Raw genomic sequence first — 25,385 nt, 5'->3', positions numbered from 1 at the left:
TCTCAGGGAGCAAGCTCCCATTGATTCGCTCGACTTGCATGTATTAGGCACGCCGCCAGCGTTCGTCCTGAGCCAGGATCAAACTCTCCAATAAAGTGTTTGATATAGCTCATAAGTTTGTACTATATAGTACGTTTTTGATAATTAGATTAACGTTGACGTTTCTGTTTTGTTTAGTTTTCAAAGAACTATTAATTTGAGGCAGAAATATAATATACCATTCTATTAATATCTTGTCAATAACTTTTTCAAAATACTTTAATTTGAAAAATTAACATGAATCGTTATATTAAGTACCTTTATTCTGCAATCATGTGAGGACATTAATTTCTATCCCTCAATGCGATAAAAACTATATTACTATATCGACTCTCTAGAGTCAACAAATAATTTACACATATTTCTCACATTGTTATAAATAAAGTTTATAGAAGGTTAAATCCATTCTGTTTCTGATGCTAATTCATCAATCTATTGAAATTACTATGGGAACATAAAGAAATGGCGACTAGTTGATTATGGTCGCCATTTCTTTATTGCTTATTTACCTATAAATTGCTGAGTCCAGTAATTCCCCTCAGCCACATACCCCACACCAATATGGGTAAAGTTCGCGCTTAAAATATTTTTACGGTGTCCTTCACTGTTCATCCACGCATTCACAACTTCTTCTGGTGAACGTTGGCCCTTTGCAATGTTTTCTCCTGCTGCTTTATATGTGATCCCAAATTGCTTCATCATATCAAATGGTGAGCCATAGGTTGGGCTTGTGTGTGAGAAATAGTTGTTTCTTTGCATGTCCGATGATTTTTCACGGGCAACCTTACTTAACTCAAGGTCCACTTTTAATGCAGGAAGTCCATTTTTTGCACGCTCCTGATTTGTTAAGTCTACCACTTGTTGTTCATATTCACTTAATTGAGACGAAGTCTGTTCTGTCTTATTCGTTTGCTCTGCTTGTGGTGATTGCTGCTCAGCAGGTTGTTGTGCTACAGGCTGTTCTTTTGTCGGTTGTTGATTTGTTGTATTCGTTTCTTCTATAGGTGCTTCTACTTCATTTTGTTGAGTATTTGGTTGTTTAATTTGATAGTTTTGTAGGTAATTCTTGACTAACTGATTGATTTCTTCAAAATCTACATTACTAGAATTGTAATAGTACACCTTTGCTTGTGCATTTGTAGAAAATGAAGTAGCTTCTGCCTTATTTGCTACTGGGTTTGCCATTAATAAAGCTGCCCCAGCAACTACCGATAATAACATTTTTTTGTTCAATTTGTTCATCCTCCCTCGTAATAATTGCCTTCGGGAGATATCTTAACATGGCTTTTCTTGTAATATTTGAGGAAGGAATTAACATATTGGTTTTTATACTTATCCACTTTAGGATTATTTACGTAGACTATCTTCTTAAGGATTTGAATCTATCAGCGCTTTTAATAGATTATGGGAAAAGAAATGATTAAATGAAATAAATTACTTTTATGTAATAAAAAGGTTATTTATCCAATATTTAATTTAATTTTATATGTTGACAACTATTATAAACCTCTTAGTTATTACAGATATAACTAAGAGGTTACAAAAATTAATGTAATTTTTCACAACAAACTTTGAAATCGTAGCTTAAAAGAGAAAAAGGAATCCAGGCAGATAAAGCCTGGATTCCTTCCTTACTGCTGAAGTTGCTATTTTTCGACAAATTCCGGGGAGTGACAGGCACCACCTCAACCCTTCTTCTGCACCCAGCCCAAAATCATTTCTCTTAAAATTTTACTAGCCGTATTTGCTGTTTGCTCAGAATTATCATAGATCGGTGCAACCTCTACTAAATCCGAACCAACGACACGAATATCGGATTTCGCAATTTCATGAATTGATGCTAACAGTTCTTTAGAAGTAATTCCGCCTGCATCTACTGTACCTGTTCCTGGTGCGTGTGCAGGATCTAGAACATCAATGTCTATTGTGACGTATACCGGACGTCCGGCAAGCGTTGGTAATACTTCTTTTAATGGTTCAAGTACATCAAATTTTGAGATGTGCATGCCCACCTCTTTTGCCCATTGGAACTCTTCCTTCATACCTGAGCGAATCCCAAATGAATAGACATTTTTTGGCCCGATTAAATCAGCAATTTTTTTAATTGGTGTTGAATGTGATAATGGTTCACCTTCATATTCATCACGTAAATCTGTATGTGCATCCATATGAATGATTGCTAAATCAGGATATTTTTTATACATCGCCTTCATTACTGGCCAGGAAACCAAATGTTCACCACCCATTCCTAATGGGTATTTACCGTCTGCTAGTAATTGGTCGATATATTCCTCGATCATATCGATGCTTCTTTGTGGATTTCCAAATGGAAGCGGAATGTCTCCGGCATCATAATATTTTACTTCATCTAACTCTCGATCTAAATAAGCACTATATTCTTCAAGCCCAATTGATACCTCACGAATACGAGCTGGACCAAAACGGGAGCCTGGTCTGTAGCTTACTGTCCAATCCATAGGCATTCCGTAAATTACTGCTTCACTTTCTTCATAGTTAGGATGGCTCTTGATAAATACATTACCTGAATATGCTTCATCAAATCTCATTTACTTTTCCTCCTATAAAAAAGTGAGAGAACTATTCCCTCACTTAAAGTTTTCTTGATTCACTTTATTTTATTGTGTTTGACTTCTTATATAATGAGAATTACTTAATTAAGTCACTTACGAATTTCGGTAATACGAAGCAAGCTTTGTGTAATTCTTTTGTATAATATTTAGTTTCAATTTCATGGAAACGTTCTTCACTTACTTCAAGTGGATCATATTTTTTAGAACCAATTGTGAATGTCCATAAACCACTTGGGTATGTTGGGATGTTCGCAGTGTAAAGACGTGTAATCGGGAATATTTCCTTCACATCACGTTGGACATTTGTAATTAGTTCTGGTGTAAACCAAGGGTTGTCTGTTTGTGCTACAAAAACGCCATCTTCTTTAAGCGCTTTTGAAATACCAGCATAAAATCCTTTTGTAAATAAGTTTACAGCAGGCCCCATTGGTTCAGTAGAATCTACCATAATGACGTCATACTCATTTTCACTTTCAGCGATATGCATGAAGCCATCGCCTACTTTTACATCTACACGTGGGTCTTCAAGTTTTCCTGCAATTTCAGGAAGGAATTTTTTTGAATACTCGATGACTTTTCCATCTATATCAACAAGAGTTGCTTTCTTCACTTGAGGATGCTTCAGTACTTCACGGATAACACCGCCATCACCACCGCCAACAACAAGAACATTTTCAGGGTTAGGGTGTGTAAATAAAGGAACATGTGCAACCATTTCATGATAAACAAACTCGTCCTTTTGTGATGTCATGACCATTCCATCAAGAAAAAGCATATTTCCGAATTCTTCCGTTTCAACCATTTCTAAGTATTGAAAGTCTGTTTGCTCTGTATGTAACGTTTGTTTAATTTTTAATGTAATCCCGAAATTCTTTGTTTGTTTTTCTGTGTACCATAATTCACTCATTTTATTACCATCCTTTCATCTATCAGCTCTCAACTATACATTTATCCTTTTACATTTATGTCAAACCTTAAGAGACAGAATTCATGTATTTAAGCTTGTTTTATTATTTTAACCGGTATGTCATAAGAACATCCGGAAAATTTTTCTTTATTATCCTTTTAAAACTATAGATGAATCTAGTAAAAAATCAAGAAAAAATTCATGACTTTTTATCAAAATGTTTAAAAACCTTTTAAAAAACTCATAATGGCTAATAGTATCTTAGTTCGGACAACTTATGATCAGCTCCTGCGCCTAGCCCCTCGAGTCATAAGCCACTCATGAATTGAAGGTAAAGAACACCTTTTATTCATGAGCGTCTTTAAGCCCGAGGCTGAATAATGCAGGCGCCCTGAGCTTTTCTATTTTAGATCGGAGGTGAGCAAAATGGATGTGATCACACCTAAACGAATTCGAATTACGTTAAAGACAATCCGTGCCATTACGTTTATTAGTTTGCTATTATTAGTCTTTTTTTCAACGATTATTCTTAGTGTTGTTATGTATGCCAAATGGCAAGGACCTCCCTCTTTAACAGTGCCACAATCGACGATTATTTATGCGAGTGATGGGTCAAAGATTGGGGAATTACATAATGGGCAAAAACGGTATTGGGTGAAGCTTGATGATATTTCTGAAAATGTTCTTCAAGCAACGATCGCAATCGAGGATCGAAGCTTTTATAATCATAATGGTTTTGATTTTAAACGAATTGCAGGGGCTGCTTTAGCGGATTTAAAGGCAATGGCCAAGGTTCAAGGGGCTAGTACGATTACACAGCAATATGCTCGTAATCTATTTTTAGAACATGAAAAAACCTGGCAAAGAAAAGCGATGGAAGCCTTTTACACCATACGCCTTGAACAAAATTATAGTAAGGATGAAATTTTAGAGGGTTATTTAAATACGATTTATTATGGCCATGGAGTATATGGGATCGAAGCTGCTGCTAAATATTACTTTGGAAAGAATTCCAGTGAGTTATCTTTAGGAGAAGCCGCTATGCTTGCAGGCATCCCAAAGGGTCCCAACCTTTATTCTCCTTACGTTAATCAAGAAAAATCCAAAGGTAGACAAGCGATCATCTTGAAAACGATGGAAAAAGAGGGCTATATTACGGAAAAACAATTAGCCAGCGCATTAAGCGAGAGTCTAATTTTTACAACAAAGGAAGATAAGGTTCAAAAAGGTATTGCCCCTTATTTTCAAGATGCTGTTATGAGTTCTTTAGCAGACGAGTTAAATATTAACGCGCAAATGATTGAAACAAAAGGGTTAAGAATTTATACGACATTAGATTTAACAATGCAAGAAATCGCAGAGGACCTGGTGGAAAAATCAATCGAAAAGAAGTCTGATATTCAAGCTGGTTTTGTCGCGATTGATCCGGCTACAGGCTATGTAAAGGCCTTGATAGGTGGGCGCGACTATAAAGAAAGTCCTTTTAATCGCGCAACACAGGCGAAAAGACAGCCCGGATCAACAATAAAGCCTTTATTATATTACGCAGCGATAAACAAGGGATTTACGCCATCTACAGAGATGCTGAGTGAGCCAACGACATTTTCATATGATGATGGCAATGCTTCATATAAACCTAGCAACTATAATGACTATTATGCGAATGACTTTATTACGATGCTTCAAGCCATCGCTTTATCTGATAACATTTATGCTGTTAAAACTCATATGATGCTCGGGATGGAAAACCTTGTAAAAACGGGAGAGTTATTTGGACTTAACACGAAAATTAAAAACATCCCTTCAACAGCTTTAGGAACATCTCCAGTTCGTTTAGTCGAGATTGTAAATGCTTACGGTATGCTAGAGAATGGTGGAAGAAATATTGAGCCTACCTTTATTACTAAGGTAGAGGATGCCACTGGTGAAGTTATTTATAAAGCTGATACTAAAAAGGAACAAATCCTTAATGAACAAGCTGCTTTTGTTACAACTCATATGATGACAGGAATGTTTGATACAGCATTAAATGATTATACTTCTGTCACTGGTCATAGCATTGCTGACTCTTTAACGAGAGACTACGCCGGAAAATCTGGTACTACATCAACAGATAGCTGGATGATTGGTTTTTCACCACAATTAGTAGCTGGGGTTTGGACTGGATATGACAAAGGAAAAACAATTGATCTCGTTCAAGAACGGGGCTATGCGAAAGCAATCTGGGCTAAGTTCATGGAAAAGGCTTTGGACAATGAGTCTGTTAAAGCATTTCGTCCACCAGATGGTACCGTAGGAGTGTACATAAATCCCGCTAGCGGGAAGCTTGCTACTGAGGATTGTCCTGTCCGAAGGCTCACCTACTTTATTGAAGGCACAGAACCAACAGAATATTGTACAGAGCATCTTACAGAAACCGATGATGAAAAGATTCATGATCACAAGAAGAAAGAAAAAGATAGTTGGTATGACATTTTTAAATGGTGGGATTGATGAATCCACTATTTTTAAAGACAATATTCCATTCAACAAAATAAAAAACCCCGAACTAAGTTGTTCGGGGTTTTTTATGTCCTAGTTTTATAACTGTATTCTTAGTCTACTAATTTTACCGAAGAACCACAAGAATTTACCAAGTTATTCACAAAATCGTCACATTTTCGACATATTTCAGTTAGCATTTAGGTCGTCTTTTAATTTTTGATCAGAGTGTTCCCACATATGTTTATCATGCTTTTTTAAGTATCCAGCAAGGATTTCCTTTGAACGTTCATCCATATGGTCGACAATAATATGACGTTTCATTGATTTATCCATTCGGTTAACATGTTCCGGAAGTGATTTATAGCCTCTTCTTATGGAACGATCAACTGTCATCTCACATGCTGCAACACCAGCGTAATATGGACCTTCTGCCTTACGATCAATCGTGACCCATACTAGCCAATAAGGCTTTCCATTAGGAACCTCTTCTTTAGTTTTAAGAAATTTAATTCCCTTTTCAACAACACTTCTTGCATGCATAGCCCCAATATCAACGAAGGCCTCTCCTTCTTCAATATCTATAAATACTGGTGATACATTATCAAGACTTAGTGCACCAACACCATAACCTCCATGTCCATCAGTTGGATCACTCTTTATAATATTAAAGCCAATGCTTTTCTTCTTTTTATTTTCCTCCATGTTTAAACCTCCTAAATCATTTAACCTATAATATTGGACCTAAAAGTAAGTGAAACAAGTCCATCACCGCTGTTCTACCAACAGCAAAAATTGGCTGAATAATATAACCATCAAGTGGTGTAATTACTAATATCAGAAAAATAATGATTCCATAACTCTCATATTGAGTCATTTTCGCTCTAATATTTGCAGGAGCGAGATCTTCAATAATCCGGTACCCATCTAGTGGTGGAAATGGAAGTAAATTAAATATAAATAGCATCACATTAAGTGACACAAATATATTGAAAAAATCCTGAAGACCGTTCACATAAAATTCTGGTAGTGCTGTTACTGCATTTGTTGCTAATAGAATATACCAAATTGCAGTACCAAGAAAAGCGATCACTAAATTACTAAGTGGACCTGCAACTGAAACGAGAACACCTGCTAAACGAGGTCTTTTAAAATAGGAACGATTAACAGGTACAGGTCTTGCCCAACCAAAGCCTGCAATAAAAATGAGCAGAGTACCAAAGGGATCTAGATGTGCGAGTGGAGAAAGCGTTAATCTACCTTGCCTTTGTGCCGTTGGATCACCAAATTTATATGCTACATAAGCATGAGCATATTCGTGAATTGTAAAAGCAATCATTAACGTAATGACAACATATGGAATCATTTCAAGTGGAAATGCTAAAAAACTATTTATACTATTTAAATTGTCCATCTCTCTCTCCTTTAGACTTTTAAAGTTGGTTCTTTTTTAAGAGATTGTTGCTTTTAAAACAAAAAACTAATTCAGGTTGATTGGAGCGGAAGTGCGAGACTCCTGCGGGAGCAGCGGGACAGGTGAGACTCATGCAGGCGTTTACGTCGAGGAGGCTCACCGCCCGCCCCGCGGAAAGCGAGCATCTCTCGCTGCAATCAACCACACTATTTGGTAAATAGCAACAAAGTTTGCAAAACAGCCTTAAAGTTCAACTTAAACTAAATTCAATCTATTTACTACTAGCTTAACATGTTATGCAAACCATTTCGCTTAAAGTATACTATATTTACAGGCTGATTTCGTACTATTTTGATCACGATAAAGCCCATACATATGAAGGAGTGATATACAATGCCATACGTAACAGTTAAAATGCTCGAAGGAAGAACAGACGAGCAAAAAAGAGCATTAGTCGAAAAAGTAACTGCCGCTGTATCGGAAACAACTGGGGCACCTGCTGAAAAAATTGCTGTCTTTATCGATGAAATGAGTAAAAGCAATTATGCGCTTGGTGGTAAAAGATTAAGCGACCAATAACAAAAGCTCAGGGCGCCTTGATTAGCCTCGGGCAATAAGATGATTTAGAATAGAAGGCGTTCTTTGCCTTCAATTCTAAATTAGCTAGACCCTAGAGGGGCTAGGTGCTGGAGCTGGATGTCGTGCGCTTATCCACAGTTCAAGAATTTTGTAATTTCCTAAACGATGAAGAAAAGCTCGCCAACTTAATGTTTGGCGAGCTCTTCTGCAACTAAACCTCGTATATTCTCAATATATTTATACGCCTCTAGAATCTCTTCTTCTGTATAACGCTGCTTACTCTTTAATGTAAATACCTTCTCTTTAACCTCTTCTTGTTCTAATCCATCAAAATATAAAACCGTTGAAACAAGCTCTAAAAATCTTGAGCTTTGCTCATTTAGATGAAGCATACAACCTTCAAATGGAGGCAGATCTAGATCATAATGACCTAAAAATTCAGTTCCAGTATCTGTTAATGAATAGCGATATTGAAAATAGCCACCCCTTTTTTCATGAACTTCATTTAAGAACCCTAAATTACAAAGCTCTTCAATACGAAGTGTCAGCTCCTCAGAGTACGGCCCATAAAAGTGAAAGTTATATTTTTCATAAAAAGGCAGATCTATCTTTTTCGCGATATAAATCATCTTTTGTAGCTTTTTCCGACCAATGATTTCCCCAGCCGATGAGATCACCTTCATCAACTTAGCGTGTTCTTTCATCAAAACCCCGTCATCTCCTAACTCTTTCTCTGTTTGATCGATAAAAGGTGTAATTATCTGTACTTTACTTATTTGTGTCTAGCTCTAATATCCCAGAACATTTAATTTCAGGATGTCGCACTTTTCCAATCTATTTAGATAGGTTTAATAATTCTAATATCTTTTTCTTAGCTGATCGTTTCGTTGAAAAATCCTCTAGTAAATCTAATGGGAAATATAATTTATGATCTGTTCTTCTTTTTCCTGAGATCGCATCAACGATTTCAGATTGTCTTGATAGCTCTCTAAGATCTCCGTTTGACATTTGTAAATGGATTGGCAACCGCTCTTCTTCCTCACCAGGTCGATAAAAATCATATGGTAGGTCTGAAGAAGAATCGACAACTAAATAATAGTCAGGATCAATGCCTGCCTTCTTAAATAAGGTGGTTAGCTCCATCAATGTCATCATCTGTACATTTGGATTAAATTCTACATATTTAAACAATTTGCGATTCATAAAACGTCTGCATAAATCACTTAAAATCGAATCTTCCTCATCCTGCCATGCTTGAAAATAATACATAATAACAGATTCATCCAATTTTAAGTAGTCTTCTAATGTAAGCTCATCCTCAAATATGGAATAAAAATGGATAGGACTATGCTTAAAGGAGTAAAATTCCTGATGTAGTTGTTTTGCTCGATGAAGTATTTTTGTCAGGATCACTTCAGCACTTCTAGTAACAGGGTGAAAATAAACCTGCCAGTACATTTGATAGCGACTCATAATATAATCCTCAACAGCATGCATCCCACTGCTTTTTATAACAACTTGATCTTCACGAGGGCGCATGACACGGAGAATTCTTTCCATATCAAAATGACCATAGCTAACCCCTGTATAATAGGCATCACGCTGCAAGTAATCCATGCGATCTGCATCAATCTGGCTAGATATTAAACTAACAACCTGTTTATTTTCATAGGTTTTTGCAATAACCTCTGCAACCTTCTTCGGAAAATCATCCCCATTTTCTTTTAAAACAGAATGAACCTCGGTACGTCCTAGTATAATCGCCTGAGTAAAGTCCTCATGATCAAGGTGAAATACCTTTTCAAAGGAATGTGAAAATGGTCCATGACCTAAATCATGTAGAAGTGCAGCACAAAGACATAAGAGTCTCTCTTCATCATCCCATTGTGGGCGCCCCTTAAAGACATCATCCACAATTCGTCTAACAATTTCATATACACCTAAAGAATGGTTAAACCGACTATGCTCTGCACCATGAAACGTTAAATAGGTTGTACCAAGCTGACGAATTCTTCTAAGTCGTTGGAATTCCTTCGTTCCAATTAGATCCCAAATGAGTTTATCACGAACATGTATATAGCGGTGAACGGGATCTTTAAATACCTTTTCTTCAGACAATTTTCCATTTTCCATTGTCTTCCCTCTTCCGTTCTGACTTGTCTCTTAATTGTATTTCACTAATGGTTTAATTTCTTTTTTCACTTCTTTTATTATATCGATTCCTAATTGATATTCACACTTAAATCTTACATAAAACGACAATAAAAAATCACCTTTGTATCGATCAACAAGGGTGATGTTATTTTTTTAATTTTTTTTCGATTTTTTCAATGAGTTCATCTTCTGTTAGTGCTGACATAGGACGATTGTTTACAAATGCAAAAGCTTTCTTTCTTCCTGGACCACAGTAAGATTGACATGCTATATCAATCGAAGCTTCCGAATCTATTTTTTCTAATCGTGGCACTAATGTTTTAATGTTTGTTGCTTGACAATCATCACAAATTCTAAATTCATTTGCCATCGAGCTACAATCCTTTCTACGATACAAAACGAATAAGACGTTTTTAAGTTATCAACTTCAATAAAAGGTGGAACAAGCTAATACTACATTGCTTTATTTAACTATAAATCGTCTACGCGCTAGCTAAATTCAACAAATCGTTTAGGTTCCGTTTCCTTTTCTTCATCTAAACCTTCCGTTTTCACTAAAAGGTATTTTACCGCGTATCCAAGCCCAATGCAAGTAAGCAAGGACAGTCAAACCTGAGATTTACCTTCCATCAATGGATAATATCACCTCGGATAGTAGATTCTAAAGATGAAAGATATATTGTTGAATGAAATCATTACTAATTAATTTCCATAAAAAACTAGTATCCTCTTAAGAAATTTGTATAAAATCCTTCGAAATTGTCCATGCTTAATAACAGTTAATGAATTAAACCATCTATTTATATAGGGAGTTGGAAAAAGATGAAACAAAGACAAGATGCTTGGTCTGAAGAGAATGATTTATTACTAGCTGAAACTGTTTTACGTCATGTACGGGAGGGAAGTACACAGTTAAATGCCTTTGAAGAAGTAGGAGATAAGCTGAATCGCACCTCTGCTGCATGTGGCTTCCGTTGGAATGCAGTTGTAAGACATGATTATGAAAAAGCACTTCAACTAGCTAAAAAACAACGCAAACAACGTATGAGAGCTTTAGGAAAGGGACAGCCAGTCAAAAAGCAGCTTCTTTATTCTCCAGATTTACCTTCTATTGAAATTGATGTGGATGAACAAGAAGAGCTTACGATGATGTCAGCTTTAGAGAGTCATATGGCCGAAGTTATGCCTGCTGATGAGGATGTAACTGCTAACTTACCGAAACCAACACCAAAACCAGTAGCAGCACAACCATTTACAGGTATGAATCAACAAGCTGTATCACCTAACAGAATGACGATGGAGCAGGTTATTGCATTCTTGCATTCTTATAAATCAAATAATGAGCATTCAGAGGCTCTTATGAGTGAAAATAGACGATTAAAGCGTGAAAATCAAGAGCTCACTTCACAAAACGAAGAATTAATGAAAAAGGTTGAGAGACTTGAACAAGATACCGTTACAGTCCAAGAAGACTATGAAACATTAATGAAAATCATGAACCGCGCAAGAAAACTAGTATTATTTGATGAAGACGATCGCGCATCCACCACAACATTTAAAATGGATCGTAATGGCAATTTGGAAAAAATGGCTGAATAATAATTTATTAAGACGTGAGGAGATTCCACGTCTTTTTTTTTTGGCACTTTTCTAAGAGATTGTTGCTTTTAATTTTAAGGTTGATTGGAGCGGAGGTGCGAGACTCCTGCGGGAGCAGCGGACAGGTGAGACTCATGCAGGCGTTTACGCCGAGGAGGCTCACCGCCCGCCCCGCGGAAAGCGAGCATCTCTCGCTGCAATCAACCACACCGCATTACTTAGTAAATAGCAACAAGGTTTGCGAAAACAGCCTTTTTTTGGTATGAATGGACTAATCATTTTAGGTTTAAAAGATCTTATTATCGGAGAGTATGGTTAAAATCTCGGGGAAACTATATTATTATGGAACCTATTAAAAGGTCAAACGTAATACAGTTATACAAGTATAAATGATAAATTAATGAAAAGGTTGGTATGACGTGGAAACTAAGGATTGGTTACAAACAGAGCTACAAGCAATTGAAAAATGGGAGAAGGATCAACAGGGTCTTTGGTTTTGGGAAAAAATTGGCCGCCTTCCTTTTAAGCTATTAGATAAAGTAACTCCTGCTTTTATCCAAAAGAAAATTGGTGTTTTACTAGATGAGCTAGGATCTTTCGTTCAAACAGGTGGACAATACTTAACACAGGAAAAGGCTATTTTAGCAAAACTACGGAAGCATTCACAAAAAGAGACCATTGAGCTTGATGATATAGCTTCCCTTCCATTATCCACTATGGATGCTGTTGGCCAAGAATTAAAGACTAACCGAAGTCAGCTAGCTACTATCCAAGGAGCAACCACTGGAATCGGTGGGATCTTCACGTTAGCGGTTGATATTCCTGTACTGCTTGGTCTTTCATTAAAAACGCTTCAGGAAATTGCGATCGCTTATGGCTATGATCCAAAAGATCGTAATGAGCGGATTTTCATTGTAAAAAGTCTTCAATTTGCCTCAGCGGATGTTGTTGGAAAACAAGCCATTTTAAATGAATTATCAGCATTTTATCATCGCGACAAAACAACAAATAATGAAATGATTTCCCAACTACAAGGCTGGCGTGAGGTCGTTTACACGTATCGTGATCAATTCGGTTGGAAAAAGCTACTACAAATGGTGCCAATCGCAGGAATGGTATTTGGAGCACTCACAAATCGATCTATGATCCATGACTTGGCTGAAGCAGGTATGATGCTTTATCGGAAAAGAAGAATTCTTGAAAGACTGGGAGAAGATGAGAAGATCAACACCTAGTTTCGAGCTTTAACCAAAACCGCTTCAAAAAAAAAACGGACACCTGTTTTTTGAAGCGGTTAAAGTCAATTATGTTCTCGCTTCACCTTCTATTCGAAATAAATCTCTTACACCTCTACCTTAGTTATTCTTAAAATGATTGATTATGTTAACCTAAATACATGGGCGATTGGAATATTTCCTTCCTTTTCCTCCACTTTTGGTATTCTTACAGATATTCCTTCTTCCATCTGACTAAATTCAAGATTTCCTTCACCGCCCAGAATATCTATACGCCGTACCTTTTCAGTATAAGGAATGTAAACATATTCATCCTTATAACGATCATCTTCGCTTTGATATAACCGGAAACAGTAAGCTGTTTCACCTTTTCTTGTGAAAGCTAGACCTCCTTTGAAATACGGTGCACAAATGCGTGTACCATAGACGGCTTCACCGTAAACCTTCAACCAAGCTCCAAGCTCTTTCATCCTTTTAATGGCTCCCTCAGGTAAGCGCCCATCAGGTTGTGGTGCAACATTTAATGCAAGATTTCCGCCTTTAGATATGATTTCAATCAACGTGTGGACAATATCGCGTGTAGACTTATACTTATCTTCATATTTAAAGGAAAAAGAAGTTCCCATCGTTATACAACTTTCCCATGGCACACTCATCGGATTGTCAGGAATCGTCTGTTCAGGGGTAATATAGTTTTCAAACTCCCCGCCGATCGTACGGTCAGCTGTAAGCAACCATGGCTGTATTTCACGGGCTTTTTCCACCACTTCTCCGAGGCGGATGTCCTGCCTCCCTTTACCAACCCATCCTGCATCTAACCACAACACGTCAATTCGACCATATTTGGACATTAGCTCCATTATCTGATTATGAGTAAAGTTCACAAACTTATCCCACAACCATGGGTATTCATCTGGGTCATATGACGGACCTCGCCACATCTCCCTACCCCGAGCCATGCCAGGTGCCCAATAGTAAGGTGTATGCCAATCTGCCTTAGAAAAATATGCTGCGATTCCCAAGCCCTTTTCACGAAAAGCATCAAAGACATGCTTGCATATATCAGCATACTTATGATTGTGAAAAGGACATTCTGATGAAGTAACACGGTAATCAGTCTCTTTCGTGTCCCACATACTAAAGCCATCATGATGTTTCGTCGTGAAAATGAAATATCTAAAACCGCCCTCTGCGGCTAAGTCAGCCCAAACTTCAGGTTGAAAACGAACAGGGTTAAATGTTTTATTTAGATTGAAATATTGTCGCTTAAATTCCTCTCCATCTTCTTCCCAGTCAATATCCGTACGTGACCAATCGCCATCCTTATCACTTAGAGCCCATGATTCCACAACACCAAGCTGAGAATACGGCCCCCAGTGCATCATCAAAGCTAATTTTTGGTCCTTAAACCATTCTAATCGATCCAATATCACTGGGTCTTTTGGTTTGAACCATTTCTCTTCTGCACTAAAATTATGGACACCATGATTTACTTCCTTGTCTTTCGGGTCAGTCGTCATATTTTCATTCCTTTCAAGTATATCTTCTCTATAATTATCTCAATCTCATTCTCATTATGTTACATTTTAGGAATTAAGCTTCTTCCCAGAAACGTCTTAGATTATCCATTCCAATTTTGCAAGCTTCTCTGCATTCTTCCATTCCTTCAAATTCCAATGTTATATAACCGTCATAACCGGAATCTTTAATCAGTTTCACAATTTCTCTTATTTCAATATCACCTTGTCCAACAATTGCACCTCTTAAAAAGTTGCCATTAGACGTTTTAAACCATTTTCCTGCACCTGGGTCGTTATAGTAAGGACGGAAGTAAAAATCCTTAAAATGCACGAGTGATGCATATGGCAGGTTCTTCTTTACACCTACAATAGGATTTTCATCGACACACATGAAATTTCCTACATCCAACGTCGTTTTAAAGTTAGGTCTGTCCACTGCTTGTAGCACCCTTTGAACTCGATCGCTATGCTGGACAGCAACTCCATGATTTTCAATTGTTGTTGTAATCCCGAATTTTGCTGCATAGTCAGCGATGCGGCGGCTTCCTTCAATAATTTGCGGTAGGCTGTTTTCAAAGTATTTGATTGTCATTTTTTCAGGGGGTAAGGTAAATGCCGTCACATCATGGCGCATATGTTTGATGCCCATGCGATCTAAAAGATCTATATGTTCCTTCATTCTTGCAACCTCTGCCGCAAATTCTTCCTCGGTATCCTGAACAAAATTAGCAGGCATTGAATAGTTTGATAGCTCAATGCCAACTTCTTTTGCTTTTTCTCGTACTTTATCTGCTAGTTCCAAGTTATCTACTAAAGTAAATCCATAAGGGACAATTTCCATATGCTCTCCACCATTATCGGCAATCCACTCGATAACATCCAGAATATCCATTTCTCCCGCGTTAATGGCATCTAGCAAACTATACGTACTTAATCCTAATTTCATCTCATAACACCCCTAATTTAATAAATTTTTTAGAATCTACTATTTAGCTTTTCCACGATGACAGACATTGTCCGATATAATTCATCCAGCTCTTCTAATTTTTCATCACATTCGAAGCTATTTGGAGACATCGTCATAAACCTTTCAAAAGACTCTTTGTCCCAGCTGTTCCATGATGTCACAACCATACCGGGCATTTTATCTTCTGATCCTTGTTCTTGAGCCTGGCGTTTGCTTTCGTTAAAGAAATCAATAGCAGCATTTGTTTTGAACCAACATGCTGGAATGACGGTAAAGCCTTTCTCTATAAAATTGCGAATCGAAGGATACTCATCCAATTTTTCATAATGCCAATCCATCATCACAATATCTTTAGGTATGAGATCAATTGCTTTATGGGTGCCAAACGTATCCCCTTCCCATTGGTCATAGCCCAGCTTCGCACTGTCGTTTAACCGATCTCCCCACATAAACATTTCAACACCGCGCTCTTTTACTAAATGCTTGTGAAGATCATTAACAACTTTGGCAAATAAATCGGCTCTGTCCTTCCCTTGACAGCGAGGACATTGATCATCTGCCAGTACAAATACTTCATCCATACCAACATGGAATGCATCAGCTCGAAACGCGTCGATAAGTTCATCCATTAGCTCAAATATAAACTGATTAACGTCTGGATGTTCCGGACACCAGCTCCTGCAGAAAATATCTGGCCACTTTGCATCAAATGGCACATGAGGTGTTTCATCAAATTCAGGATGCGCTTTCAAAATTGAATTCGGTGCACCTCCCCAACCTTGGTGACCTAGACATTGGAATAAAGGGATAAGTCGTATCCCTTTATTTTTGCATACTGCTGCTATTTCTCTTGCATCCTGCTTTGTTAATGTTCCACCAGTGACTTCTGGGTGTGATTCAAATACAAAAGACGTATTACATTCCAAAACTAAATGGTTAATTCCTTTTGGGACCAACACCTTCTCAATAAATTTCTTAAATGAATCAACCAAGTCATGTGACCCGAATCTTAAATGAAATGCGCGTACAGGTTCTGTTACATTCACTTTTTGGACACTCCCCATTAAACTTCCACTAATTTAAATACAGCTTTTTTATTCCCTACAAGTTTGTTGTTGTCGTTATATATTTCTTTTTGAGACAAGTTATACAACCTTTGGATAGTATCCTGATTTTTATACTCGATTTGTTCGAGAATACTTGCAACGATTAATGGCCATTGTTCCTCAGAACCGTCCATTACTTTCAAGGAAAAACCTAATTTCTCCTCTTTTAATCCAAAGCAATAAACCCCTTGCGCTCCACCTTTTGCAACGATATTGTCATCCATTAACAAACTTGTACAAATCGCATTTGTTCCTGAAATAATTTCTGGATGTTCATTCATCATGCTTGTTATTTTGATAACTGCATCTTGAATGGATTGGTCACAAATAAGCTCTGGTCTTGCAAATCGCAGGTAGGTATTTGCAAGAAATTTAAGTGGCAGTGCATAGACAGGAACACCACACCCATCCACACCCATCCTAATTTGATCAATACTGCACCCGGAAATACTAGAAAGCGCTATAAGGATTTCCTGCTGTACCGGATGTTCTAATTCAAAATATCCTTCAGTATTTACACCGAGAACTTTTGCCAGTGCAAGCATTCCTAGATGCTTGCCAGAACAATTATGGTATAGCTTTCTTTTCGGTTGATTCTTTTTTAGGAGTGCTTCCTTTGCCCTTGAATTTAGTGGGTATGTCGGGTGGCATAGCAATTCTTCTTCTGCTACCCCGATTTTATCCAGTAATTTCTCCAGCTCATCGATATGTAATTCTTCACCTCGATGTGATGCAGCAATTAGGGATGTTTCACGATTCGTTAGCTTGAAATGCTCCTGAATATGATTAGCAATTGCTGGAATCGCCTGTATTGGCTTTAATGCGGACCGCAAAAAAGTCCAATGCTCTGTATCTCCTACCTTGTATTTGATAATTCCTGTTGCATTCACCCCACAAATATGACCAGGATGGATATTTTCAAGGTAACCATTTCGATAATCATTTACTAGAACTTCAACACTCATATGTTTCACCTCCATAATCACTCTCGTTTATCTTTCTTACCTATTTGCTAATGGACTGCCTTTTACAAACAGAAGACATTGGGTTAATAAAAATTCACTAAACATCGAATTGGCCATGAGAACCAAGGCCTTGTAAATTTATCTTTTTAATTCATATCCATTTTCTGTTTTATTGTAGGCTTCCCATCCATACATTTTTTGATTTAATTGGCTACCTTTTCTTTCAATGTCATTTGATTTATTAAACTATTCAATCGTTCGTATATGGGAAAATGACTATTTTTGTATTTTCCCATGTTCAATCCTCCAAAATATAATGATGAATCGTATACCCTCTTTTTATTAGGGGCATACGATCCATCCTTTATTTTCATATTAATTTATTAGTCTATCAGGGATTAGAATATAATGTTAATCCTATTAACTATCTTTCCAACGATCGTAAGCATCTTGGTAAACTTGAATATATTTTTCTATATTCATATCTTCAATCGTTTTTACGTATTTATCCCAATTAGATAATGGTTCAACCCCAGTGATGAATTTTGCTTCCATTTGTTCTACATAGGATTGTAAATCCACTTCAATGGTATTTACTGTTGCTTGCTCTTCATTTGTTAAATAGGTAAGTGGAAATGGAACCTTTGCATAAGGATCAATCTTTTCCTTCGTTTCAGCTTCAATAAACTTATCAAATTCTGATAGTTCAACACCTTCGATTCGAGCCGTAACAGTTGGTGCAGTAATTCCATATGCAGGCGTTAATGTTCCTCGATAATCTTCACTACTATCAAAACCTTCTGGTACCTCTTGATACACTCTTTCACCGTTTTCACCTTTTTTCCAAAGATATCCTTCAGGTCCATCATTTAAGTATTCACGACCTTCTTTTGAATAGAAATAATCAACCCATCGAATCGTAGCTTCTGGATTTTCATTGTTACTTGTGATAGCGAAAGCACCCCTACTTATTCCAGGACTACGTGGGAACAATGGCTCATCTGAAACTGAACTAGTTAGAGGATGAAACATTGGATTGTTTATTGCTACTTCTTGTGTTTCACCAGTAGTAAAGAATGAGAAATAATCTGGGAATAATCCAAGCCGGTTCGCTTGTCCTTTTGCTTTTTTCTGTTCATCAGATTGTGAAAACGTCTCTGGATCTAATAGTCCTTCTTCAAAAAGTTTATTCATATAAGTTAAATATTCTTTATAATTGTCTGTCATAGGCGTATATCTTACTTTTCCATCAACTTCATCAATACCCCACTCTTTCAATCCAAAAGCACCGAGTAACCAAGGACGTGTGCTATCCATTTTTACATCTGTTAATGGAATTTCATCTGCTTTTCCATTTCCATTTGGATCTTCAGTTTTAAACCGTACTAATAAATCATATAGTTCATCAGTGGTCTTAGGTAATTCTTTCACACCTAATGCTTTTAGCCATTGACCATTGAACCACATTGGACCTCTATACCAGCCAGATGTCGGATGCATATTGATAGCAGGTAGTGAATAGATGTGCCCATCAACAGTTGTAACGGATTTTTTAATTTCAGGGTTTTCATCAAATATTTTTTGTATATTAGGAGCATATTCTTTAATAAGATCTTCTAAAGGTACCAATACTCCTTGTTTTCCATAATCTACTTCCATACCAGGAGTCAAATTCGTTGACCCTGCTGCATAAATAACATCTGCAATATCTCCACTAGCAAATGCTAGATTTAATTTAGTCTGGAAATCACTCATTGGTGGAGTAATATATTCAAAGTTAATTTTTGTTTTCTCTGCATACTCCTTTAAAGTAGGCATGTCTTTCCATTCAGCCATACCAGTACCAGGTGCCATCATGGATAATTTTATTTCTTCTTCTACAATTGGGAATCCTTCTTTATTCACTTCTGCACTTTTAGAAGGCTCTTTACTTACTTTTTCTTTCGAACTGCATGCCGTAAGTAATAATATAGCTGTTAAAAGCAGTATTAGTATTTTTTTCATCCTTGCATCCCCTTTCATTTTTAACCATAATTCTTTGATTTAAATGGCAGATTTTAAACGATCACCCCCTTAAATCAATACATTTTATAAAGAAGACCATCCTACCTAGCCTTTCAGTGAGCCTATCATTACGCCTTTCACAAAATAACGTTGTAAAAATGGATAAACAATAATAATAGGAAGTGTAGAGACAATCATTACCCCATACTTAATGACAGCTGCAAGTTGCTGCTTACTATGAATCGCCTCTGCCATAGAGCCTGTTAGATTTGTACTTTGAGATGACATTTCCTGCAATACAAGTATTTCTCTTAAAACTAATTGAAGTGGGAACATCTCTTTGTCAGATAAATAGATTAATGCATTAAAATATCCATTCCAGTGACCAACACCATAGAATAATGCCATTACTGCAATAATTGGTGCTGATAATGGTAAGATAATTTTGATAAACATTTTAAAATTAGAGGCTCCATCAATGATTGCTGCCTCTTCCAATTCTTTTGGTATAGACGTTTGGAAAAACACGCGCGCAATCACGATGTTCCATACTGCAGCAGCATTTGGTAGAACCATCGCCCAAATTGTGTCAATAAGCCCTAAATTTTTTACAACTAAGTAAGTTGGAATTAGCCCCCCACTAAAAAACATCGTCAGGACAAACATACCCATAAGAAGATTTCTACCAACAAAATCTTTGCGCGAAAGTGCGTATGCAGCAGGAATTGTCACTGCTAAGTTAACGAAAGTACCTAAAACAGTATAAAAAATCGTATTGAGATACCCTCTCCAGATATCGCCATTTTCAAAAATTAATTTGTAGCCTTCAAATGTAATATCCTTTGGAAAAAGCCACATTTCCCCTGTGTTAACATCTGATGGATTACTTATCGATGCACTAACAATATAAATCAAAGGATAAAGTACGATCACTAATGCACCTGAGAGAAAAATATAAACAAATGCTTTAAATATTTTGTCTGTTTTCGTTTCATGTATTGAACTATTCATAGTCTAATCCCCCTCTTACCATAGACTTGTCTCACTAGTCTTTTTCGCGATCTTGTTTACAGTTATTAGTAAGATAGCATTTATAACAGCATTGAACAGCCCAACTGCCGATGCAAAACTATACTGTGCGTCTAATAAACCTGCTTGATAAACGAATGTCGCAATCACATTCGAGGACTCAAGATTTAGAGGATTTTGCAATAGTAAAATCTTCTCGAATCCAAGCGCCATAATACTGCCAACGTTCATAATTAACAAAATAATCATTGTTGGAACAATTGCTGGAATGTTTATATGCCAGATACGCTGAAAACGTGTGGCACCATCAACTATTGCAGCTTCATGATGCTGTGGATCCACCCCTGCAAGGGCGGCAAGGTAAATGATAGTTCCCCACCCCGTACTTTGCCATACACCAGATAATACATATACCGTTTTAAACCAAGCTGGATCACTCAAAAATGCAATAGGTTCAAAACCCAAAAATTGTATGCCGTGGTTTATTATACCTGTCGCAGGAGAAAGAAACGCTATGATCATCCCTGACATAACAACAACCGAAATAAAATGAGGTGCATATGTAACCGTCTGTACAGTCCGCTTAAAAAAACTGTCTTTAACCTCATTTAAAGCCAACGCTAAAATAATCGGTAATGGAAAACCAACGATTAATTCGTAGACACTAATCCCTAAGGTATTTTTGATTAGATCCCAAAAATAATACGATTCAAAAAATCGGGTAAAATGTTCAAATCCAACCCATTCGCTTCCCCATATTCCTAAGGTTGGAATGAAATTTTTAAATGCAATTTGTACTCCGTACATAGGAATATAATGAAAAATAAGAAAGTATAAAAATGCTGGCAGTACGAATATGTAAAGTTGCCAGTTTTGTAGAATCTTTCTGCTCTTCTTTAGTTTTCTAGGATTTTTTAGTCCTAATTTATGGGGTTTCGTAAAACCCTTATTAACATTTTCTTTCTGTTGTAATGGGGAAGTTGCCGTACTTGAGCTTGAACTCATTCAATAACCCCTCCTTCTGCTTTTATATGAAACTACCGTAATGTTAGCGCTTTCTTTTAGATGTAATCAATATGTTATTTCATTAAGCGTTGTCAAAATACTAAAAATCGAATTAAATACGCTTAAAAATAAAGGCTTAATCACTCTAGCAATATGTTAATCTTGCTTTGATATGTCATCCTTTACATTTCGCTGAAATGGCTTTGTAGTGGTGTTTCAAGGGCTTAACAATTCATGATAAAGTGAAACTTCCACCAATGATATGTACCCCATGTCGTGTTTACACGATAACTCTTCTTTTAAGTGTGTTTTAAACAACAATGTATGTGCGAGTTGCCTAAAGAACAAAAGCGCAAGTGCCTTGAACAGCCTCGGGCAAATAAGAAGCTTAAGAATAGAAGGTGTTCTTTACCTTCAATTCTTAAGTGGCTGTAGACCCAAGAGGGGCTAGGCGCTGGAGCTGGACGCCAAGCGCTTAGCCACAGTACATTTTATAATTTCCTAGACGATTAAAAAGGCCATGATTTATCAAAATCATGGCCTTAGACGTGTATTCTATTACCTGTTTAAATTACGATATTGTCCAGGTGTTACACCTACTACCTTCTTAAACTTTCGTGTGAAATTTGCAACATCCAAATACCCTACTTGAACGACAATATCTTTAATTGACTTATCAGTCTCCTTTAACTGCCTCTTTACATCTTCCATACGGAGATCCTGTAAGTATTGCGTAAATGTAACACCCGTTTGTCCTTTTATAAAGCGGCTAACATAAGATACAGATAGTTGAAATTTAAGCGCTAAACTTTCCAAAGATAGTTCATAATTATTATAGTTGTCTCTAATATAGTCCAAGATATCGTTTCTCAGTTTATCGTTATGGCTTTCCTTCTTATCGTCAACCTCTTTACATATTGTTAAAATTAACGTGTGTAGTTGTTTGTGCAATTGTTCAATAGAATGGAAATCTGCTATTGCTTTAAAATCCCGAATATATTTACTCAATCCCATTTCAGACGTTGTTTTCACTATCGAATTGATAATATCAAAGCAGATGCACTTTAATACCTGAATTGACAAATCTTTATCAGCAAGATTTGAAAACATGTTGCGTAATGTTTCAGCAGCAACAATTTGGTCCCCTTGCTTTAAACTTTGAACAAGTTTCATTTGTTCTTCTATCGGGTAACCAAGTGACTGTTCTGGTAGAATACTGATTTCCTCAAAATAGATCACACTACCTTGAGGCTTTGCAAATTTATATTCTAAGGTTGCGAGCGCCTCTATATAGGATCTGTTTATCAAATTTTTTTCATCGTAAAACCCTCCCACCCCAATTGTAGGATCAAAATTGCAGGTTTCTCGAATATATCTCTGAATCTGTAGAACTAGCTTTCGACGTTCAATATTCGCCTCTTCTTCTAGTTTATTCATACTGACAATTAGTGCTATTGCATCATTATAAAACAAATCAATACCGTGTGCTGTTGCATTTGCAAGCGAAATATTCGATAGGCTGCTAAAGAGTTTTTCCCGCTCCTCTAAATTATCCTCTACAAAAGCACCTTTTTCAAAGTAAACAATTGCTACAAAATAATGGCCATCCTTCATTTGAACATTTAACGAACTTAGCAATGCCTTTATTTCATCACCTTTACTAAGGTCACCTTTTAATAGCTTTACTAGAAATTGATCTCTTGCGAAAGGCTTTTGTAAATACATCGTTTCATTTAAAATCTGTTGGTCTTCAAATACATGTGTTATCGTCTTGCGAATGGTTTCTAATTCATTTCCACCTTCAAGCTCAACTTTTTTCCTACCGTTCCTGTTTGTAATTTCAAACAGATTTTGGATTGGCTTATATTGATATTTCCCAAGTAATACTGCTAATATAAATCCAGCTATTAATAAGGCAATCAATATGGCAAATATTAAGATTGTCGTATTGTCTAACCGTTGAAAAAACTGGTCAGCATCCATCAATGCTATAAATTTCCAGCCGCTTAACTCAGAATTAACTGACACAAGCGAATACTCTTTTCCATCCAATTCAACATTATTTACTCCGAAAAGATCACTTGGAAGAGACGTTAATTGTTTTGAACTTATCGATCTATCATTATTGGAAGATGCAATAACTTGATTATGTTCATTGAAAATATAAACATTACCTTCATATTCGCCTAGTATGTTTTGAATTAGATCTGTCATCGTAGATTCCTCAATAAAATACATAACTGTACCATAAGGATTGTGACTGTTGGGGCTAATTGGAAATAAATATGCGATCATATTCTTATATTTTTCATTATTAATCACTACTTTATTAATAGGTTTTATAAATGGTATTTTCGTATGTAAATCACTAATGAGATCCTCTTTTCCCCATTCAACAAATCGATATTTTTTTTTCATGAAAGCTTCTAATGAATACGAGCCGTTGGTGGAATAGATCCTCTCATCATTATGATAATAGATAAATAGTTCTTCAATAATCGAGCTATTTGCTTTATATTTTTTTAATTCCTCAATCGCTTCTCCACTATAATAGCCATGACTAATCATATACGGAGTAAGCCTAGGATCATATGAAATTCTTGCTGCAAGTGTTTCTAATTCTTTCATTCGTTCATTTGTTAGATTTTCTACTTGTTCTAATTTGTTAATGTTTGATTGTTCAATTTCCTGCCTTAGACTTGCTACAGAATGATAATAAATAATTGTACTCATTATAAGAAACGGAACAAGAAAAACAAGTAGATAGGAGACGATATACTTATATAATAGTCGAGATTTAATCCTATTACGTAACACAACCCAACCCCCTAATCTTTGTCTAATCTATTTTGAACATATATATAATGAAAAGGATAAAATGAGGACTAGGAATAATTTAAGGTTCTGAAAAGGGTTTTAGTAAAAAGCTAAATCGATAAAATATTTGCACTATACAGTTATGGTTGTACCGTTTCATGGCTAAGTAAGACACCATTTAAAGATATATCAGCATGACTTCTTATATTAAGCGCTTTCAATTTTTCTTTTAAAGAAATGGTCATAAAAGAAACCGGCATCTGCCGATTTCCTTTATGTACCATAAGTATAGCATATATTTGGTTAGTAGTGCACAATTTGCGGGCATATAAGTATACTATTATACCTTAATAACATATAATTTTAACCTCATCAGGACGGTAAACAGAGATGATATTTCCCATTTTATCTGTTGCAAACATAACCGTTCTTTCAGTCTCCAGTAAAAATGTGTTTTTATGTATTGACAGGTCATATAGAGCTAGGATCCTTTTACACTCTTCATGCAGACACCGCTCGATAAACCCAACTGCCCAAATTAAACTTAAAGATTATTAATCTAATCCTTTAAGAAAAGCTCAACAACTGGTACAAGTACATCTGGTTTCTGCACCAGAAGATGAAAATACAACTGAATGAATATCAATTTTTGGTTCTGTACTTGTAATGACTTCCTCGGGATTAAATTCTCTATAAAAAACCTCTGATACCTATCATATCTATTGCAGACAGAAACCGTAAATATGTAAATCTATCAGCAATATGTAAACCTTTACAAAAAAAGAGTTAATATACTGCATTAACCTTATACTTTATGTTTGGTGCTGGATGACGTGTGCTTATCCACAGTACAAAATTTTATAATTGAACAATAAAAAAAGCACAAGACTTAATAATCTTGTGATTGGAGTTCCGGTAAATTATAGAATCAACGTTAATTTATTTTTAGTTTACTTTAGTTTTAACATCAAGC

Annotated in this window: 20 protein-coding genes and 1 rRNA gene; 4 read left to right on the top strand and 17 right to left on the bottom strand. The window is 36.3% G+C overall.

The annotated features are described in order from the left end of the window. The 4 genes from I7822_RS13985 to speE form a co-directional block, all read right to left on the bottom strand. A 16S ribosomal RNA gene (locus I7822_RS13985) occupies positions 1-94 on the bottom strand; the annotation flags it as partial. A gap of 446 nt (positions 95-540) precedes the next feature. Further along, complete coding sequence (locus I7822_RS13980) at positions 541-1,272, bottom strand: CAP domain-containing protein (protein WP_207979151.1); 732 nt, start codon at positions 1,270-1,272, stop codon at positions 541-543. 452 nt (positions 1,273-1,724) lie between these two features. Further along, positions 1,725-2,606 carry an agmatinase gene (gene speB, locus I7822_RS13975; protein ID WP_207979149.1) on the bottom strand — a complete coding sequence of 294 codons (882 nt, stop codon included), beginning with the start codon at positions 2,604-2,606 and terminating at the stop codon, positions 1,725-1,727. Between the two features lie 100 nt (positions 2,607-2,706). Beyond that, positions 2,707-3,537, bottom strand: coding sequence for a spermidine synthase (gene speE / locus I7822_RS13970; protein ID WP_207979147.1), 831 nt, complete (start codon positions 3,535-3,537; stop codon positions 2,707-2,709). Positions 3,538-3,963: 426 nt separating this feature from the next. On the opposite strand from speE, the gene I7822_RS13965 reads away from it, so the two are divergent. Then, positions 3,964-6,030 carry a transglycosylase domain-containing protein gene (locus I7822_RS13965; protein ID WP_207979145.1) on the top strand — a complete coding sequence of 689 codons (2,067 nt, stop codon included), beginning with the start codon at positions 3,964-3,966 and terminating at the stop codon, positions 6,028-6,030. A gap of 177 nt (positions 6,031-6,207) precedes the next feature. On the opposite strand, the gene I7822_RS13960 is transcribed toward I7822_RS13965, so the two are convergent. Both I7822_RS13960 and I7822_RS13955 read right to left on the bottom strand, forming a co-directional pair. After that, entirely contained in the window at positions 6,208-6,723 is a 516-nt protein-coding gene (locus I7822_RS13960) for a YwhD family protein (RefSeq protein WP_207979143.1), read from the bottom strand. Positions 6,724-6,748: 25 nt separating this feature from the next. Continuing rightward, the gene (locus I7822_RS13955) at positions 6,749-7,414 is read right to left on the bottom strand and encodes a site-2 protease family protein (RefSeq protein WP_207979186.1); all 666 of its coding nucleotides are present in this window, start codon (positions 7,412-7,414) and stop codon (positions 6,749-6,751) included. 411 nt (positions 7,415-7,825) lie between these two features. Here I7822_RS13955 and thmT point away from each other — a divergent pair, with 411 nt between their 5' ends. Further along, complete coding sequence (gene thmT, locus I7822_RS13950) at positions 7,826-8,011, top strand: 2-hydroxymuconate tautomerase (protein WP_066338058.1); 186 nt, start codon at positions 7,826-7,828, stop codon at positions 8,009-8,011. 185 nt (positions 8,012-8,196) lie between these two features. Here the strand turns inward: thmT and I7822_RS13945 are convergent, their stop codons facing one another. The 3 genes from I7822_RS13945 to I7822_RS13935 form a co-directional block, all read right to left on the bottom strand. Then, positions 8,197-8,718: a YwgA family protein gene (locus I7822_RS13945; RefSeq protein WP_207979141.1), complete on the bottom strand. Its 522-nt coding sequence runs from the start codon at positions 8,716-8,718 to the stop codon at positions 8,197-8,199. 127 nt (positions 8,719-8,845) lie between these two features. After that, positions 8,846-10,144 carry an HD domain-containing protein gene (locus I7822_RS13940; RefSeq protein ID WP_207979139.1) on the bottom strand — a complete coding sequence of 433 codons (1,299 nt, stop codon included), beginning with the start codon at positions 10,142-10,144 and terminating at the stop codon, positions 8,846-8,848. A gap of 166 nt (positions 10,145-10,310) precedes the next feature. After that, entirely contained in the window at positions 10,311-10,535 is a 225-nt protein-coding gene (locus tag I7822_RS13935; RefSeq protein ID WP_207979138.1) for a YuzB family protein, read from the bottom strand. A gap of 452 nt (positions 10,536-10,987) precedes the next feature. Here I7822_RS13935 and I7822_RS13930 point away from each other — a divergent pair, with 452 nt between their 5' ends. Both I7822_RS13930 and I7822_RS13925 read left to right on the top strand, forming a co-directional pair. Next, entirely contained in the window at positions 10,988-11,764 is a 777-nt protein-coding gene (locus I7822_RS13930) for an RsfA family transcriptional regulator (RefSeq protein WP_207979136.1), read from the top strand. A gap of 419 nt (positions 11,765-12,183) precedes the next feature. After that, positions 12,184-12,999 (top strand): EcsC family protein, encoded by an 816-nt coding sequence (locus I7822_RS13925; protein ID WP_207979135.1) that lies wholly within the window; start codon positions 12,184-12,186, stop codon positions 12,997-12,999. 143 nt (positions 13,000-13,142) lie between these two features. Here I7822_RS13925 and I7822_RS13920 read toward each other — a convergent pair whose 3' ends face one another. The 8 genes from I7822_RS13920 to I7822_RS30470 form a co-directional block, all read right to left on the bottom strand. After that, entirely contained in the window at positions 13,143-14,519 is a 1,377-nt protein-coding gene (locus I7822_RS13920) for an alpha-L-fucosidase (RefSeq protein WP_207979133.1), read from the bottom strand. 73 nt (positions 14,520-14,592) lie between these two features. Continuing rightward, on the bottom strand, positions 14,593-15,465 hold the full coding sequence (locus tag I7822_RS13915; protein ID WP_207979132.1) for a sugar phosphate isomerase/epimerase family protein: 873 nt from the start codon (positions 15,463-15,465) through the stop codon (positions 14,593-14,595). A 29-nt stretch (positions 15,466-15,494) separates the two neighbouring features. Then, positions 15,495-16,532 (bottom strand): family 20 glycosylhydrolase, encoded by a 1,038-nt coding sequence (locus tag I7822_RS13910; protein ID WP_207979130.1) that lies wholly within the window; start codon positions 16,530-16,532, stop codon positions 15,495-15,497. A 17-nt stretch (positions 16,533-16,549) separates the two neighbouring features. Then, positions 16,550-17,557, bottom strand: coding sequence for an asparaginase (locus tag I7822_RS13905; protein ID WP_243459460.1), 1,008 nt, complete (start codon positions 17,555-17,557; stop codon positions 16,550-16,552). A gap of 420 nt (positions 17,558-17,977) precedes the next feature. Beyond that, positions 17,978-19,561, bottom strand: coding sequence for an extracellular solute-binding protein (locus tag I7822_RS13900; protein ID WP_243459459.1), 1,584 nt, complete (start codon positions 19,559-19,561; stop codon positions 17,978-17,980). A gap of 105 nt (positions 19,562-19,666) precedes the next feature. Further along, the gene (locus I7822_RS13895) at positions 19,667-20,572 is read right to left on the bottom strand and encodes a carbohydrate ABC transporter permease (protein ID WP_207979126.1); all 906 of its coding nucleotides are present in this window, start codon (positions 20,570-20,572) and stop codon (positions 19,667-19,669) included. A 15-nt stretch (positions 20,573-20,587) separates the two neighbouring features. Further along, the gene (locus I7822_RS13890; protein WP_207979125.1) at positions 20,588-21,595 is read right to left on the bottom strand and encodes an ABC transporter permease; all 1,008 of its coding nucleotides are present in this window, start codon (positions 21,593-21,595) and stop codon (positions 20,588-20,590) included. 558 nt (positions 21,596-22,153) lie between these two features. Further along, positions 22,154-24,412, bottom strand: a complete 2,259-nt coding sequence (locus I7822_RS30470; protein WP_207979124.1) for a helix-turn-helix domain-containing protein — start codon at positions 24,410-24,412, stop codon at positions 22,154-22,156. Positions 24,413-25,385: the final 973 nt, after the last annotated feature.

It is taken from the genome of Metabacillus bambusae (assembly GCF_017497975.1).
Lineage (GTDB): Bacteria > Bacillota > Bacilli > Bacillales > Bacillaceae > Metabacillus > Metabacillus bambusae.
The sequence above is the reverse complement of the archived record's forward strand: the minus strand, read 5'-3'. Positions and strand labels throughout refer to the sequence as shown.